This is a genomic window from Burkholderia sp. AcTa6-5 (genome assembly GCF_017815075.1).
GTDB classification, from domain to species: domain Bacteria; phylum Pseudomonadota; class Gammaproteobacteria; order Burkholderiales; family Burkholderiaceae; genus Burkholderia; species Burkholderia sola.
The window spans coordinates 52848-68349 of the sequence record NZ_JAGIQE010000030.1; the positions used below are offsets into that span (position 1 = coordinate 52848).

12 protein-coding genes are annotated in these 15502 nt (G+C 67.9%); 2 read left to right on the top strand and 10 right to left on the bottom strand.

The window, feature by feature from the left end:
* Nucleotides 1–10: 10 nt before the first annotated feature.
* The 4 genes from J8I33_RS29560 to J8I33_RS29575 form a co-directional block, all read right to left on the bottom strand.
* Complete coding sequence (locus tag J8I33_RS29560) at nt 11–4852, bottom strand: NAD-glutamate dehydrogenase (protein WP_209939620.1); 4842 nt, start codon at nt 4850–4852, stop codon at nt 11–13.
* Nucleotides 4853–5053: 201 nt separating this feature from the next.
* A complete protein-coding gene (locus J8I33_RS29565) occupies nt 5054–5242 on the bottom strand; it encodes a 4-oxalocrotonate tautomerase (protein WP_209939621.1) in 189 nt (62 codons plus the stop codon).
* Between the two features lie 49 nt (nt 5243–5291).
* Nucleotides 5292–6065: a class II aldolase/adducin family protein gene (locus tag J8I33_RS29570; RefSeq protein WP_209939622.1), complete on the bottom strand. Its 774-nt coding sequence runs from the start codon at nt 6063–6065 to the stop codon at nt 5292–5294.
* Nucleotides 6043–6933, bottom strand: coding sequence for an urea transporter (locus J8I33_RS29575; protein ID WP_209924876.1), 891 nt, complete (start codon nt 6931–6933; stop codon nt 6043–6045). Before J8I33_RS29575 ends, J8I33_RS29570 begins: the two co-directional genes overlap by 23 nt.
* A 358-nt stretch (nt 6934–7291) precedes the next feature.
* Between J8I33_RS29575 and J8I33_RS29580 the strand changes: the two genes are divergently transcribed.
* Complete coding sequence (locus J8I33_RS29580; protein WP_209924877.1) at nt 7292–7846, top strand: putative glycolipid-binding domain-containing protein; 555 nt, start codon at nt 7292–7294, stop codon at nt 7844–7846.
* On the opposite strand, the gene J8I33_RS29585 is transcribed toward J8I33_RS29580, so the two are convergent.
* The 5 genes from J8I33_RS29585 to J8I33_RS29605 all read right to left on the bottom strand — a co-directional run bounded on the left by J8I33_RS29585 (nt 7807) and on the right by J8I33_RS29605 (nt 13101).
* Entirely contained in the window at nt 7807–8745 is a 939-nt protein-coding gene (locus J8I33_RS29585) for an alpha/beta fold hydrolase (RefSeq protein ID WP_209939623.1), read from the bottom strand. The two genes, J8I33_RS29580 and J8I33_RS29585, sit on opposite strands and share 40 nt — an antisense overlap.
* A 4-nt stretch (nt 8746–8749) precedes the next feature.
* Nucleotides 8750–9655 carry a metal-dependent hydrolase gene (locus J8I33_RS29590; RefSeq protein WP_209939624.1) on the bottom strand — a complete coding sequence of 302 codons (906 nt, stop codon included), beginning with the start codon at nt 9653–9655 and terminating at the stop codon, nt 8750–8752.
* Nucleotides 9652–10581: an SDR family oxidoreductase gene (locus J8I33_RS29595; RefSeq protein WP_124679341.1), complete on the bottom strand. Its 930-nt coding sequence runs from the start codon at nt 10579–10581 to the stop codon at nt 9652–9654. Before J8I33_RS29595 ends, J8I33_RS29590 begins: the two co-directional genes overlap by 4 nt.
* A 21-nt stretch (nt 10582–10602) precedes the next feature.
* Nucleotides 10603–12183, bottom strand: coding sequence for an NAD(P)/FAD-dependent oxidoreductase (locus J8I33_RS29600; RefSeq protein ID WP_209939625.1), 1581 nt, complete (start codon nt 12181–12183; stop codon nt 10603–10605).
* Nucleotides 12184–12429: 246 nt separating this feature from the next.
* On the bottom strand, nt 12430–13101 hold the full coding sequence (locus tag J8I33_RS29605) for a lysoplasmalogenase (protein WP_209939626.1): 672 nt from the start codon (nt 13099–13101) through the stop codon (nt 12430–12432).
* 361 nt (nt 13102–13462) lie between these two features.
* Between J8I33_RS29605 and speB the strand changes: the two genes are divergently transcribed.
* Nucleotides 13463–14431 (top strand): agmatinase, encoded by a 969-nt coding sequence (gene speB / locus J8I33_RS29610; RefSeq protein ID WP_209924882.1) that lies wholly within the window; start codon nt 13463–13465, stop codon nt 14429–14431.
* A gap of 79 nt (nt 14432–14510) precedes the next feature.
* Here the strand turns inward: speB and J8I33_RS29615 are convergent, their stop codons facing one another.
* A complete protein-coding gene (locus J8I33_RS29615) occupies nt 14511–15491 on the bottom strand; it encodes a sulfonate ABC transporter substrate-binding protein (RefSeq protein ID WP_050011890.1) in 981 nt (326 codons plus the stop codon).
* Nucleotides 15492–15502: the final 11 nt, after the last annotated feature.

The following is a 15502-nucleotide window of genomic DNA, read 5'->3' on the forward strand; positions in this document are numbered from 1 at the left end:
GTCGCCTTCGTCACGCGCGTTCGAGCACGGCCATTTCCCGCACGACCACGAGCAGCACCGCGAGGCTCGTGCCGCCGGATGCGCGTAGATCCGCGAGCAGGTGCTCGTAACGCGCGAGCGCGGCCTCGCGGCGCACGCGCCACGCGCCGACGATCGTGTCCGGCGTGGTCGAATCCGGCGATTCCGCGAGCGCGCTCGTCGCGAGCGTGCGCTTGAGCCGCGCGACTTCCGCGAGCGCGGCGGCGCGCGCGAGCATGTCCCAGTGCGTCGGCGTCGGCAGGTTCGCCGCGCGTTCGCCGATCCACCCGTAATTGAGCAGCATGCCGAGCGAGAAATAGACGCCCGCGACGAGTTCGAGGCTGCGGTTGCAGGTCGCCGCCACTTCGGCGATGTCGAGCAGCGCGGCCGAGATGTCGCCGCTCGCGACGCGTACCGCGAGCGCGCTGTCGACGCCGGCGTCGACCAGCACGCGCTGCCGCTCGGACAGCGCTTCCAGATCGTCGGCCGGCAGCAGCGACGGCAGTTGCGGCGCGATGCGCTGCACCGCGTCGCGGCAGCGCGCGATCAATCCGGCGACGCCGCCGTCGGCCACCGCGCCGGACTGCAGATGCCGCAGGAACCACAGCGCCGCGCGCTCCAGCAGCCGCGCGACGTCGACGAACATGCGCGCCTGCACGTCGTCGGCGACGCGATTGTCGAGCGCGTCGATATCGCGCCACACCGCATCGAGGTCGAACACGTCGCGCGCCATGATGCACGCGCGCACGATGTCGCCGGGCTGCGCGTCGGTTTCCTCCATCAGCCGGTGCACGAACGCGCAGCCGACGCGGTTCACGAGCGCGTTCGTCAGATGCGTCGCGAGAATCTCGCGGCGCAGCGGATGGCGGCGCATCGGCTCGCTGAAGCGCTGTTGCAGCGGCTTCGGGAAGTAGTCGACGAGCATCGCGGCCACCAGCGGATCCTCGGGCACGTCGGATTCGAGCAGCGCGTCGTAGAGCCACATCTTGCTGTACGCGAGCAGCACCGCGCGCTCCGGCGACGTGAGGCCGAGCTTCGCGGCCTGCCGCTCGGCGACTTCGTCGTCGGTCGGCAGGAACTCGATCACGCGGTTCAGGCGGCCCGCGCGCTCGAGCCAGCGCACCAGGCGCGCCTCGGCGTCGAGCAGTTCGACCGCATAGCGGCCGGCGATCGACAGCGCCTGCGTCTGGTAGTAGTTGTCGCGCAGCACGAGCAGCCCGACTTCGTCGGTCATCTCGGCGAGCAGCGCGTTGCGCTGCTTCTCGGTCATCTCGCCGTCGGACACCACGAGCCCGAGCAGGATCTTGATGTTGACTTCGTGATCCGAACAATCGACGCCGGCCGAGTTGTCGATCGCGTCGGTATTGATGCGGCCGCCGCGCTGCGCGAATTCGATGCGGCCGAACTGCGTGCAGCCGAGATTGCCGCCTTCGCCGACGACCTTGCAGCGCAGGTCCGCGCCGTTCACGCGCACCGCGTCGTTCGCGCGGTCGCCGACTTGCGTGTGCGTTTCGCGCGCGGCCTTCACGTAGGTGCCGATGCCGCCGTTGTACAGCAGGTCGACCGGCGCCTGCAGGATCGCGCGGATCAGCTCGGTGGGCGGCAGCGCGTGCGCGTCGATGCCGAGCGCGGACTGCACGGCCGGCGACAGCGGGATCGTCTTCGCGGTGCGCGGATACACGCCGCCGCCCGGCGAAATCACCGACGTATCGTAGTCGGCCCAGCTCGAGCGTTCGAGCGCGAACATCCGCTGGCGCTCCGCGAAGCTCGTTGCCGGGTCGGGGTTCGGGTCGAGGAACACGTGCCGGTGATCGAACGCGGCGACGAGTCGGATATGCGGCGACAGCAGCATCCCGTTGCCGAACACGTCGCCCGACATGTCGCCGACGCCGACCACGGTGAAATCGGTCGCCTGCGTGTCGACGCCCATCTCGCGGAAGTGCCGCTTCACCGATTCCCACGCGCCGCGCGCGGTGATCGCCATCTTCTTGTGGTCGTAGCCGACCGAGCCGCCGGACGCGAACGCGTCGTCGAGCCAGAAGCCGTATTCGTGCGAGATCGCGTTCGCATAGTCGGAGAAGGTGGCCGTGCCCTTGTCGGCGGCGACGACCAGGTACGGATCGTCGGCGTCGTGGCGCACCACGTCGGGCGGCGGCACGATCGCGTTGCCGGCGAGGTTGTCGGTGAGGTCGAGCAGCCCGCGCAGGAACGTCTGGTAGCACGCGATGCCTTCGCGCATCCACGCTTCGCGATCGCTCTGCGGCGGCGGGTTCTTCACGACGAAGCCGCCTTTCGAGCCGACCGGCACGATCACGACGTTCTTCACCATCTGCGCCTTCATCAGCCCGAGCACCTCGGTGCGGAAATCCTCGCGGCGATCCGACCAGCGCAGGCCGCCGCGCGCGACGCGCCCGCCGCGCAGGTGCACGCCCTCGACGCGCGGCGAATACACCCAGATCTCGAACATCGGCTTCGGTTCGGGCAGGCCGGGCACCTTCGCCGGATTGAACTTGAACGACAGGTACGGCTTCGATTCGCCGTTCGCGTCCGCGAGGAAGTAGTTCGTGCGCTCGGTCGCGTTGATCACGCCGAGGAACTGGCGCAGGATGCGATCCTCGTCGAGGTTCGGCACCTGGTCGAGCGCGCCTTCGATCGCCTTCAGCAGCCGTTCGGCCTGCACGTCGCGCGTGTCGCCGATGCGCGGATCGAAGCGCAGCAGGAACAGCTCGACGAGTTGCCGCGCGATCGCCGGATTGCCGGTCAGCGCGCGTTCGATATACGCGTCGCTGAAGGTCGAGCCGACCTGCCGCAGATATTTCGCATACGCGCGCAGGATCGTGACCTCGCGCGCGCTCAGGTGCGCGCGCAGCACGAGGCGGTTGAAGTCGTCGTTCTCGATCCGGCCGCTCCAGATCCGGTCGAACGCATCTTCGAACAGGCCTTTCACGCGCTCGATGTCGAACTCGGTATCGTCGGCGAGTTCCAGCCCGAAATCGTGTACCCACGCGTGCGCGGCGTCCTGCGTCTGGATCCGGTACGGCCGCTCCTCGTCGACGCGCACGCCGAGATGTTCGAGCATCGGCAGGCTGCGCGACAGCGCGATCGGGTCGCCCGCGCGATACACCTTGAAGCGGAACGCGCGCGGCTCGGCCTCGATCGGCCGGTACAGGTTCATCGCGAGCTGGCCCGAGTCCTTCACGCGCTCGATCAGCTCGATGTCGCGCACGGCCGTGCGCGCCGGATAGTCGTCGCGATAGCCTGCCGGGAATGAATCGGCATAGCGCTGCAGCAGGCGGTTGCCTTGTTCTTCGCCGAATGCGTCGAGCAGCGCGTCGGCGAGATCGTCCTGCCAGCGGCGCGTGACCTGCACGAGCCGCGTTTCGAGTTCGCGCGTGTCGACGTCGGGCATCGTGCCCGGTTCCGCATGCACGACGAAGTGAATGCGGGCGAGCGCCGATTCCGACAGCAGCGGCGTGAATTCGACGTTCACGCCGTTGTACGCGTCGACCAGCAGCTTCGCGATGCGGCGGCGCAGGTCGGTGTTGTACTTGTCGCGCGGCACGAACACGAGGCACGACACGAAGCGGTCGAACCGGTCGCGCCGCACGAACAGTCGCGTGCGCTGGTGTTCCTGCAGGCGCAGGATGCCGAGCGCGATGTCGTAGAGCCGGTCTTCGTCGGCCTGGAACAGTTCGTCGCGCGGATAGGTTTCGAGCACCGTCACGAGCGACTTGCCGAGATGCCCTTTCGGCAAAAAGCCCGCGCGCCGCACGATGTTCGCGCACTTGCGGCGCACGATCGGAATCTCGGTGTACGAACCGAAATAGGCGGTCGACGTGTAGAGCCCGATGAAGCGGCGCTCGCCGGTGACCTTGCCGTCGGCGCCGACGAGTTTCACGCCGACGTAGTCGAGGTAGCCGGGCCGGTGCACCGTCGCGCGCGAATTCGCCTTGGTCACGAAGATCGGCCAGGCGCCGGTGATGATGTCGGCGGCGGCCGGCGGCAGCGGCGTCACGTCGGCGGCGCCGGACGTGCGCAGCGATTCGCGCAGGATCCCGAAGCCCGAGCCCTCGATGCCGCGCAGGCCGAAGCCCGTGCCGTCCGATACGAGCGCGTAGTCGCGCTGACCGAGGAACGTGAAGTGATCGGCGGCCATCCATTCGAGGAACGCGCGCGCCTCGATGTCCTCCGCGGTCGACTCGCGCGCCTTCATCTCCTTGATCGTCGCGCGGGCGATGTCGACGATCTTCGGCCAGTCCTCGACCGACGCGCGCACGTCGCCGAGCACGCGCGCGATGTCCTCGCGCAGCGTGTCGAGCAGCGCGGCGTCGCCGCAGCGGTCGACTTCGAAATGGATGAACGACGCGAGTTGCGACTGGCCGTCGCCGGACGTCGCACCGCCCGCGTCGACGCGCTCGATGCCGCCGCCGGCGCCGCGCCAGATGCGAAACACCGGATGCAGCGCCGAGTGCAGCGCGAGCCCGAGACGGTTGATGGCCATCGTCACCGAGTCGACCAGGAACGGCATGTCGTCGTTGACGATCTCGATCACCGTGTGGTCGGAATGCCAGCCGTGCTGTTCGAGGAGCGGGTTGTACACGCGCAGGCGTTCGCTGCCGGGCACGAATTTCTGGGCGGTCTGCCAGTGCGCCATCGCGGCGCCGTACAGGTCGGCGATGCCGCGGCTCTGCAGATCGTCGGCATCGACGAAATCGTAGTAATGACGCAGGAAGGGTTCGACGATCCGGAACGTGGCGTCGGGCAGACGAGCGCGCGCGAATTCGACGACATCGGAGAGCAGGTGTGCGACGACTTCCTCGTTCTTCGCTTCCATGGCGGTCTCCGTCGGGTGGCCATTGGCTGCTGCGTCTGTTCGGCATTATGCGCCGATTGCGTGACAAAGCGATGTGCGGGCGCACAACGGAGGCGAGTGGAGGCGCCGGCGTGCAGCACGCGTCGCAGGCGCTGCGGTGCAGGGCTCAGTGCAGGGCTCAGCACAGAGCGGACGGCGCCGGCGCGACGCCGCCGTCGGTGCTCAGCGCTCGTCGGTCCACAGCTTCCCTGCCGTCGCCCAGTTCTCCTTCTTCACGTCGGTCAGGATGATGTCGACCGAGCCCGGCGTGCAGCCGAGCGTGTCGCACGTGACACGCGTGATTGCTTCGACGAATGCGCGCTTCTGCTCGACGGTGCGGCCTTCGAACAGCTGGATATTGAAAGTCGGCATGACACAGGCTCCGGTTGGGATTGAACGATTGGGTGGGGTGGATGCGCGGTCAGTCGCGATAAGACGGATCGATCCGGTCGAGCCGGCGCAGCAGCGCCGGCCATTCCAGTTCGCCTTCGATCGCGCCGCCGTCGCGCAACTGTTCGGCGGTGCGCTCGGCGATGGCCGGCTCCGGCAGCACGAGCGGCCCGCCGCCTGCTTGTGCGCGCACCTGGATGTCGCACGCCTTGATCAGCGTATCCATCAGCACGTACGCTTCGGCGACGGTCCGGCCGACCGTCAGCGTGCCGTGGTTGCGCAGCAGCATCGCGGATTTCGCGCCGAGGTTCGCGGTCAGCCGTGCGCCTTCGGCCGGCGAGAGCGCGAGCGCTTCGTAGTCGTGGTACGCAAGATCGCCGTGAAAGCGCAACGCGTGCTGCGACGCCGGCAACAGTCCGTCGCGCTGGATCGACACGGCGATGCCGGCCGTATTGTGCAGGTGCATCACGCAGACGGCATCGGCGCGCGCGGCGTGCACGGCCGCATGCAGTGCAAAGCCGGTCACGTTGACCGCGTGCTCGCTGTCGCCGATCCGGTTGCCGGCGAGGTCGATCTTCACGAGGTTCGATGCGCGTACCTCGTCGAACGTGAGGCCGAACGGGTTGATCAGGAAGTGGCCGGGCTCGCCGGGCACGGTCGCGGATAGATGCGTGTAGATCAGGTCGTCCCAGCCGTTCAGCGCGACGAGCCGGTACGCGGCGGCGAGGTCGACGCGCAGCCTGCGTTCGGCGTCGGAGATCGGACCGCCGGGCTTCACGGCGTCAGGACGGTGTGCGAATGACATCGGGTGCTCCGAGGGTGAGGCGGCGCGCGACGACTACGGTCACCCACGCCGCGAGCGCGAACGGGGCTGTAAACACCGGGATGCCCGCGCGCATCGCGAGCCACTGGATCAGCGCGGCGAGTGCGGCGGCCGCGAGCGCCGCACGCGGCCCGCGCGACATCAGCGCGAGTGCGGCGAGCGCGCCGTTGAAGCCGAGCAGGCCGCCGGCGAACGACGCGTCGCTTGCGCCGAGCGCGGTCAGCAGCACGGTCGACGCGATCGCGCCGCCGAGCGCGAACGCGGCCGCGCGGCGTGACGCGACGGCGAGGGCGGCGACGACCAGCGCGCCGGCCCATGCGCCTTGTGCGAAGGTGGTCTGAGCAACGCCCGACAACAGCGCGTCGGTTGCGGAAGCGAGCGTCGGCACCGGGGCGGCGGTCGCGCCGTCCGCATGCTGCAACGCGACAAACGGCAGCCACAGCGCGGTGACGACCAGGCACGGGCTCGAATACGGGCACTGGCGCCAGCGGGCGAGCGACGCCCGCATCGCGCGTTGCACGAGCGCCGCGCCGATCGCGACCAGCGGCACCAGCGCGACGGCGGCGAGTTGATGGGGCGCGAACAATACGGCGATCAGCGCCGCGAGCGCGCCGTTGAAGCCGTGCAGCCCCTGTTCGACGTCGCGGCGTTCGGCGCCGGTCAGCACGGCCGTCATGCTGGCGGCGGCGGAGCCGACCAGCGCCGCGCATGCGAGCCGCAGGTCGTTCAGCGCGAGCGCGGCGAGCAGCAGCGACCCGGTGAGCGCATTCGCCTGCAGCACGATCTGCCCGATGCCGCGCAGCAGGGTGCGCAGGTCGATCGACGGCGAAGCGGGGCGGGCAGTAGGCATGATCGCGGCGGAACAGGATGAGTCGTGAGCATAGGACACGCTGCGATGCACCGGAATAGGGAATGCTGGATAGTCAGGATTTGTGGTCGATGCCCTGAAGCGGGGCATCGCGAGGTGCGGTGCGCGTACTCGGGATGTTTTGTTAGCGTTTTCGCGAGATTCCGGCGATTCGATATCAAATTTGCGCCATCGCTATTGCTTTCGCGTGCACGCGGGGTTGCCGAGGGGGGACCCATGCGCGTCAGTTTCAACGCTCTAGCGACCGGGTCGCCGAGCTGGACTCAATCGACGGCGGCATTCCGGATAGCGACGATTTGTGTGACGATGCCCCGACGCGGGATACCAAGGAGGTGGAACGATGCGCGAAGTACGTTGGGCGTCGCTCGAAGGCGACGGAATCGAACATCTGACGTTCGACCGGAGTGAATCCGGCATCGTCGTCGAAAGCGCGGTGGTCGGCCAGCGGTATGGCCGCGCGTACGGGCTCGCGTATCGCGTCGAATGCGATCTGCAATGGCGCGTGACCTACGCGGTGCTCAAGGTGATGGGCGGCGGCACGCTCGAACTGCGTGGCGACGGGGCCGGGCACTGGCGTGACGGCTCAGGCCGAGAACTGCACGAGCTCGACGGCTGCATCGATATCGACATCGCCGCGACGCCGTTCACGAATTCGCTGCCGATCGGCCGCCTCGGGCTCGCGCGCGGCGAGCGGCGGCCGATCGACGTCGCGTACATCTCGACGCCGGATCTGAAGGTCACGCCGGTCAAGCAGGCTTATGCGTGCATCGAACCGGGCCGCCGCTACCGCTACGAAGGGATCTTCCGGAATTTCACCGCGGAGATGGACATCGACGACGACGGGCTCGTGATCGACTACGAAACGCTGTTCAAGCGACTGCCGCCGTTGCGCTGATCCGCGGCTCCCGTTCGCGTGGCCGGCGCCGCTGCCGACGCGGCGGCAACCGCGGGCCGTTCATGCGCGGCCGCGAACCGGTCGATCCGCGACGCGATCATGTCCGGATGGCGCAGCACGATCCAGTGCGTGCCGTCGATTTCCTCGCGCACGTGCTCGCCGAGCCAGCGGTCGAGGTCGACCGACATCTCGGGCGTCACGTAGCGGTCGCGCAGCGGAACGAGAATCTGCACCGGCGCCTGCGCGTACCGCTCACGCGGCTTGCGGGCCCGGGCAAGGAAGTTCGCGCGGTACATCCGCATCCCGTTCAGCGCGTTCTTCAGTTGCACGGGATCGCGCTCGGCGCGCACGCGTTCGGTGAGCTGCAGCCAGCGCGGCCACAGCGCGGCGCCGCCGAGCCGCCATACCAGCGACGGCACGAGCGGCAGATGGAAGAACGCGATGTACCAGGATTTCAGGCTCTGCCGGAGCCGCATCTTCGCGCGGAACACGTGATCGAGACACGGGCCGGAGATCGACGTGTACGACGCGATGCGGCCGCGGAACGCGGGGTCGGTCACGGCCTCCCAGCACTGGATCGAGCCCCAGTCGTGGCCGACCAGGTGGAACGGCCGGCCGCCGCAGGTCGCGTCGGCCACCGCTTTCAGGTCGTCGGCGAGCCGTTCGAGCGTGTAGTCGGCACGGCGGCGCGGCGCATCGGATGCGCCGGCGCCGCGCACGTCGTACGCGATCACGCGGTAGCGCTTCGCGAGCCGCGCGCGGATCGGCGCCCACACGGTCGCCGAGTCCGGGTAGCCATGCACGAGGATCAGCGGCGGCGCGCGACGCGACCCGCTGACGTAGACGGCGAGTTTCACGTCGCCGGACCGGACGGTCAGCATCTCGTGAGCGCGCGCCATCGCGTCATGCCTGCGCTACCGAATGTAGCGGCACGCGGCGCGGGGCGGCTTGCGCCGCATAGCGCGCGTTGGTCGCGTCGATGTTGTCGAGCAGCGTGTCGAGCTCCTGCAGGTACTGATGGTTGTCGTGATCCCACGGGTGGAAGCCCGGGCGGAAGTAGTCGAGCCATTCGCGCGCGATGCGCGGGAACACGCCGTTCTTCGGGCTGTACAGATACTTCACGAGGCGCCACATGCCGTCGAACTTGCCGTGTTCGCGACGGTGCGCGCGCATCAGCCGCACGTGGAAGTCGAACACGATCGCCCAGAAGAATACCGTCGTCGTCAGCATCGTGCCGGTGCGCAGCAGGTAGCTGCCGAGGCCCGGCTTCATCACGGTGCGCCACACGTCGTAGGACACCGCCTTGTGCTCGGTTTCCTCCATCGCGTGCCACATCCACATCTGCTGGTAGCCCTCGACCGAGCCGTCGATCCGGTGCTCGTGGCCCGACAGCAACTGGTTCGCGAGGATCGCCGTGTAGTGTTCGAGCGCGATCGTGATCGCCAGCTGCATCGAGTGCGGCAGCACCTTCTTGAACCAGCCGAGGATCGTCCACAGACGCTTGTCGAGCTTGTGCGCGGGCAGGCCTGACGCCTGCAGCAGATCGTTGTATTCGATGTGCTCGCGCGTGTGCATCGCTTCCTGCCCGATGAAGCCGATGACCTGCTTCTTCAGCTCGGGATCCTCGATCCGGTCGCGGTAGTTGCGCACCGAATCCATGAAGAAGCGTTCGCCGGCCGGGAACAGCAGCGACAGCGCATTCATGAAGTGCGTGACCGGCACGCCCTGCACATGCCAGTCCTTCGCGCGTTCGGGCGGCAGCGCGAAACGGATGTCGCGCCGCACGGGCATCATGTTCGGTGTCGTCATGATTGTTCTCCCTGATTGCCTGCATTGTTGTAGGTGGCGTGCACCGGTGCCGGTGCCGGCGCGCCGCGTGCGGCACGGCGGGCTTTCGCGGCCTCGCGGCGCGTCGCGAGCACGACGAGCGCCTGGTACGCGGCCGGCAGGATGCGCGCCATCCAGTCCGCGCCCTTCGCGTCGCGGCCGATCAGCACGCGGCGCTTGTTCTTGCGCACGCCGGCGAGGATCGTGCGCGCGGCGTCGTCGGCGGTCGTGATGAAGAACTTCTCGAAGCTGTCCTTGCCTTGCTGTTCGCTCTCGACGATGAAGCCGACCATGTTCTTCGCGACGCGGCTCGACTGCGCGATGTTCGTGCGGATGCCGCCCGGATGCACGCAGGTGGCCGACACGCCGCACTTCATCATGTCGAGTTCCTGGCGCAGCGATTCGGTGAAGCCGCGCACCGCGAACTTGGTTGCGTTGTAGCCGCTCATGCCCGGCTGCGCGAAGATCCCGAAGATGCTCGACGTGTTGATCACGTGGCCGTCGCCCGATGCCTTCAGGTGCGGCAGGAACGCCTTCGTGCCGTGCACGACGCCCCAGAAGTTGATGTTTACGATCCACTCGAGATCGCTGTAGTCCATCCCTTCGATCGTGCTCGACAGCGCGACGCCCGCGTTGTTGAAGATCAGGTTGACCTTGCCGTGCTCCTGCGCGGTGTCGTCGGCCCACGCGAACATCGCGTCGCGATCGCCGACGTCGAGCACGCGCGTCGATACGCGCACGTTCGGCGCGATCGCACCGACGATTCGTTCGGTTTCGGCGAGGCCGACGCCGTTCTTGTCGGCGAGCGACACGTGGCAGCCGGCCTGCGCGAGCTGGATCGCGAGTGCGCGGCCCATGCCCGAGCCGGCACCCGTGATCGCGGCGACCTTGTTGGCGAAATCTCTCATGTCGATGGCTCCTTGTCTGGCTCAGGCCGCTTCGGCGGATGTGGAAGCGGAAGCGGCCGGCGCGGCGGCGGGCCGCGCGGTCGTGTCGTGCGGTGCGCGATACGCGTGGTAATCGGCGATCGAGAACTGCGCGGTGGCCTGGCGGAAGCGCCACGTGAAGCCCGGCCACAGCGTCGTGTTCTTGCCGGTGCGCGGGTCGAGGTACCAGCTCTTGCAGCCGCCCGTCGACCAGATCGCCTTCTTCAGCTTGCCCTGCAGGTCGTCGTTGTACTGCGCTTCGACGAGCGGGCGTACCTCGATCGCCTCCGCGCGCTCGCGGCGCATTGTCTGCAGCGCGCCGAGGATGTATTCGATCTGCGACTCGATCATGAACACCATCGAGTTGTGGCCGAGGCCCGTGTTCGGGCCGACGATCATGAAGAAGTTCGGGTAGCCGGGCAGCGTCGTGCCGAGATACGCGTGCGCGCCGTCGCGCCACGCATCGACGATGTCGAGGCCGCCGCGGCCGATGATCGCGCCGCGCGGATACGGGTCGGCCACCTGGAAGCCGGTGCCGTAGATCAGGCAGTCGACTTCATGACGCTTGCCGTCGGTCGTCACGACCGCGTCGGCTTCGATGCGATCGATGCCGGTCGTGATCACGTCGACGTTCTTGCGCGACAGCGCCGGGTAGTAGTCGTTCGAGATCAGCACGCGCTTGCAGCCGAGCGTGTAGTTCGGCGTGACGGCCTTGCGCAGTGCCGGATCGGGAATCTGCTTGCGGATGTGACGCAGCGCGAGCTTCTGCACGTTCTTCATCAGCGACGGATGGATCGCGAAGCCGAGCACGCGCGATTCGAGCATCCAGTAGATGCCGCTGCGCACGACCTTCTGCGTGAACGGCAGCGTGCGGAACAGCCATTTCTCGACGCCGGTCAGGTTGCGGTCGGGCTTCGGCATGATCCACGGCGGCGTGCGCTGGAACAGCGCGAGCGACTTCACGCGCGGCGCGATCTGCGGCACGAACTGGATCGCGCTCGCGCCGGTGCCGATCACCGCGACGCGCTTGCCTTCGAGCGGGTAGTCGTGATCCCACTGTTGCGAATGGAATGCGCGGCCCTTGAAGGTCTCGACACCGGGAATCGCCGGCAGTGCGGCGCGCGACAGCCCGCCCATCCCGGACACCAGCACGCGCGCCGACAGCCGCTTGCCGTTCGCGAACGTGAGGCGCCAGCGTTGCGCGGCTTCGTCGTACTCGGCGCGCTGCAACTCGTGATTCAGCCGCAGGTGCGGGCCGACGCCGAAGCGCTGCACGCAGTCTTCCAGATACGCGCGGATCTCCGGCTGCGGCGCGAACATGCGGGTCCAGCGCGGGTTCGGCGCGAACGAGAACGAATAGACGTGCGATTGCACGTCGCATGCACACCCGGGGTAATGATTGTCGCGCCACGTGCCGCCGACCGACGCGGCCTTCTCGAGGACGACGAAGTCGGTCACGCCGGTTTGTTTCAGGCGGATCGCCATCCCGAGGCCGGCGAAGCCGGTGCCGATGATGGCGATGTCGATGGCTTCATCCCGGCCGTCAGGGCCGGGTGGACCGAAAGGCAACGTGCGAGCATTCATCCGGGTGTCTCCGATCTGGCTCATTTTTTAATGTTACATTGGTTGATGTAACGATAGTGGGTGAACCCGGAAACCGCAAGAGGCTAGAAGCGACGCTCTAAGGGCAGGAAATCAAGCGGGGAAAGGCTGAGCGGGGTTTGGAACGGCCCCGTTTCCGCCATGCGGGATGCGCGGAAAAGGCCGTCGGCAGGGCGGGAGGCGCTGGCGATCAAGCCGCCGGCGCGCGGCGGCCTGTTTGAAACGGTATCAGGGACGGATCGATCGAGCGGCCGTCTCATGGAAAACCCCGGCCACGATCGTGACCTGCGCGAGCGCATAAAGGCCCCAGATCAGATAGTCGATGCCCGGAAAACCGCCGAGGAACCGGCCGACGCCGATCAGCGTGTCCGAGCCGACGAAGATCAGGCTGCCGATCGCGACCAGCGGGCCGCGCGTGCGGGCGGCGAGCGCGAAGCTCGCCATCGCGCACAGCACGAGCATATAGACGGCGACCGGCGCCAGCAGCTCGCCGAGGTGCGGGAAGAACGCCACGTAGAACGCCGGCGCGGCGATCCACAGCCCGACGAGCGCAACGATGCGCCAGCCACGCGGCCGCGCGCGCCACCGGAAGAAAATCGCGCAATAACACAGGTGCGTGAGCAGGAACGCGCCGAGGCCGAACACGAACGACAGCGGCCAGTCGGGCAGCGCGAGCAGCACGTCCCCGAGCACGGCCGTCGCGAGTGCCGCGCACAGCCACGCGCGTTCGCGCGGCGCGCCGCAGGTGCCGCCCGCCGCGAGCAGCAGGATGCCCATCGCGGCCTTCGCGGCGGCCTGGCCCGGATAGGGCGCGGCGGCGAGCGACAGCCCGTACAGCAGCGCCGCCGCGATGGCGAGCGGCCAGAGCCGGCGGTAGGTGGCGGGAAGCGTGGCGATCAAGGCGGGTGTCTCCGGTTTGTTGTTGTCCGCGGTGGACGATGGGCCGTTCACCGCGTGGCTGCTGGCCATTATCCGGAAGAACGGGTGCGCGAAAACCGGCGAACCCTTCTAGGAAACGACGGCGACCGCGGGCGACGCCGCCACCGGACTTTTTTCGCGCGTTGCCCCGGCTGAACCGGGGCAACGGTTCCGATTCGGCTTGCTACGATCGCCGCGGTATTACCGTTGTCGTTGTCGATGTCCCGCCTTGCTTCGCGACTGGATGCGCGAGCCGGTACATGCCCGATGAATCCCCGCCGTGCCCGGCCCGCGCGCTCAGTCGAAGCGGGGCGGTCCGGCCATCACGAAAACAGGTCCGACCATGACCGAACTTCTCCACGGCGACGGCGCGATCCGTCGCACGACGCCGTACGGCTCGTCGATCGAAAACACCTACGCGGGCGTGCTGTCGTTCATGCGCCGCAACTACGCGCGCGCGCTCGACGGCGTCGACGTCGCGATCTCCGGCGTGCCGCTCGACCTCGCGACGACCTATCGCTCCGGTGCGCGGCTCGGGCCGGCCGCGATCCGCGCGGCGAGCGTGCAGCTCGCGGAGCTCAATCCGTATCCGTGGGGCTTCGATCCGTTCGACGATCTCGCGGCCGTCGACTACGGCGACTGCTGGTTCGATGCGCACAACCCGCTGTCGATCAAGCCGGCGATCGTCGAGCATGCGCGCACGATCCTGAGCTCGGGCGCGAAGATGCTGACGCTCGGCGGCGACCACTACATCACGCATCCGCTGCTGGTCGCGCACGCGGAGCGCTACGGCAAGCCGCTGTCGCTGATCCATTTCGACGCGCACTGCGATACGTGGGCCGACGACGATCCGGACAGCCTCAATCACGGGACGATGTTCTACAAGGCGGTAAAGGAAGGACTGATCGATCCCGCGACGTCGGTGCAGGTCGGCATCCGTACGTGGAACGACGACTTTCTCGGGATCGAGCGGCTCGATGCCGCGTGGGTGCATGACCATGGTCCGCGAGCGGCGGTCGAGCGGATCGTCGAGATCGTCGGCGCGCGGCCTGCGTATCTGACGTTCGATATCGATTGCCTCGATCCGGCGTTCGCGCCGGGGACGGGGACGCCGGTCGCGGGCGGATTGTCGTCCGCACAGGCGCTGGCGATCGTGCGCTCGCTCGGCGCGGTGAATCTGGTCGGAGCGGATGTGGTGGAAGTCGCGCCCGCGTACGATCACGCGGACATCACGGCGATCGCGGCTGCGCATGTGGCGTGCGATCTGCTGTGTTTGTGGCGGCAGAAGAAGGTGGCGGGGGCGCTGCGTTGAGCGCGTGCCGCTCGGGACACGAAAGCGGCCGGTGGGGCATCGCGCCCGGCCGGCCTGCTGATGGATGGGGCCGCGAGCGTTACTTCGCCGCCAGCGCACTCGCCACGGTTTTGTCGACCCATGCGTTGTCGGCCACGCTCAGCTTCTGCGGAATGAGCTTCGCCGCATAGAACGCATCGGCAACACCCTGCTGCGCGGCGACGATGCGCTCATCGATCGGCACCGCACCGAACGGCACCCGCTTGATCCATGTTTCGACGAGTGCCTCGGGCAATCCGACCTTCGGTGCAAGCAGCGCGGCCGTGTCGGCCGGATGCCCGTTGACCCACTGGCCGGTTTCGCGCGCCTGTTTCAGGATCGCGCCGACCACGTCGGGATGCTGTTGCGCGAAACGCCGCGTCGCCTCGTAGAAATTGTTGGTCGCCGCGAGCCCCGCGTAATCGGACAGCGTGCGCACCTTCAGCGCGTTCTGCGCGGCCGCGTAGTACGGATCCCACACGGCCCACGCATCGACATTGCCGCTTTCGAACGCGGCGCGCGCGTCGGCCGGCGCGAGATACACGGGATGGATTTCGTCATAGCGCACGCCGGCTTTCTTCAGCGCCTCGAGCAGCAGGTAGTTCGCACTCGAGCCTTTCTGCAGCGCGACCTTCTTGCCGCGCAGGCCGGCCACCGTCCGGATCGGCGAATCGCTCTTCACGAATACCGCTTCGTTGTGCGGCGCCGGCGGTTCCGCGCCGACATAGACGAACTGCACGCCGGCCGCCTGCGCGAACACGGGTGGCGGCGCGCCGGTGTAGCCGAAGTCGATGCTGTTCGCGTTCAGTGCTTCGAGCAGTTGCGGGCCGGCCGGGAATTCGAACCATTGAACGTCATAGCCGAGCGGCTTGAGTCGCGCTTCGAGCGCGCCCTGCGCCTTGACGATCGACAGCAGGCCGGCCTTTTGATAACCGATGCGCACGATTTTGTCGGTGCCGCCTTGAGCGAATGCCGACGCGGCGGACAGCGCAACGAGCGAGACGGCGGCGGCGCGGGTGATCCAGCGGGTGAAACGAATCATCGAACGAACTC

Coding starts and splice junctions, on each gene's coding strand:
- J8I33_RS29570 (WP_209939622.1), bottom strand. CDS start 6,065: ATGTCATTCGCACACCGTCCTGACGCCGTGAAGCCCGGCGGTCCGATC.
- J8I33_RS29615 (WP_050011890.1), bottom strand. CDS start 15,491: ATGATTCGTTTCACCCGCTGGATCACCCGCGCCGCCGCCGTCTCGCTC.
- speB (WP_209924882.1), top strand. CDS start 13,463: ATGACCGAACTTCTCCACGGCGACGGCGCGATCCGTCGCACGACGCCG.
- J8I33_RS29595 (WP_124679341.1), bottom strand. CDS start 10,581: ATGAGAGATTTCGCCAACAAGGTCGCCGCGATCACGGGTGCCGGCTCG.
- J8I33_RS29600 (WP_209939625.1), bottom strand. CDS start 12,183: ATGAATGCTCGCACGTTGCCTTTCGGTCCACCCGGCCCTGACGGCCGG.
- J8I33_RS29590 (WP_209939624.1), bottom strand. CDS start 9,655: ATGACGACACCGAACATGATGCCCGTGCGGCGCGACATCCGTTTCGCG.
- J8I33_RS29565 (WP_209939621.1), bottom strand. CDS start 5,242: ATGCCGACTTTCAATATCCAGCTGTTCGAAGGCCGCACCGTCGAGCAG.
- J8I33_RS29560 (WP_209939620.1), bottom strand. CDS start 4,852: ATGGAAGCGAAGAACGAGGAAGTCGTCGCACACCTGCTCTCCGATGTC.
- J8I33_RS29585 (WP_209939623.1), bottom strand. CDS start 8,745: ATGGCGCGCGCTCACGAGATGCTGACCGTCCGGTCCGGCGACGTGAAA.
- J8I33_RS29575 (WP_209924876.1), bottom strand. CDS start 6,933: ATGCCTACTGCCCGCCCCGCTTCGCCGTCGATCGACCTGCGCACCCTG.
- J8I33_RS29580 (WP_209924877.1), top strand. CDS start 7,292: ATGCGCGAAGTACGTTGGGCGTCGCTCGAAGGCGACGGAATCGAACAT.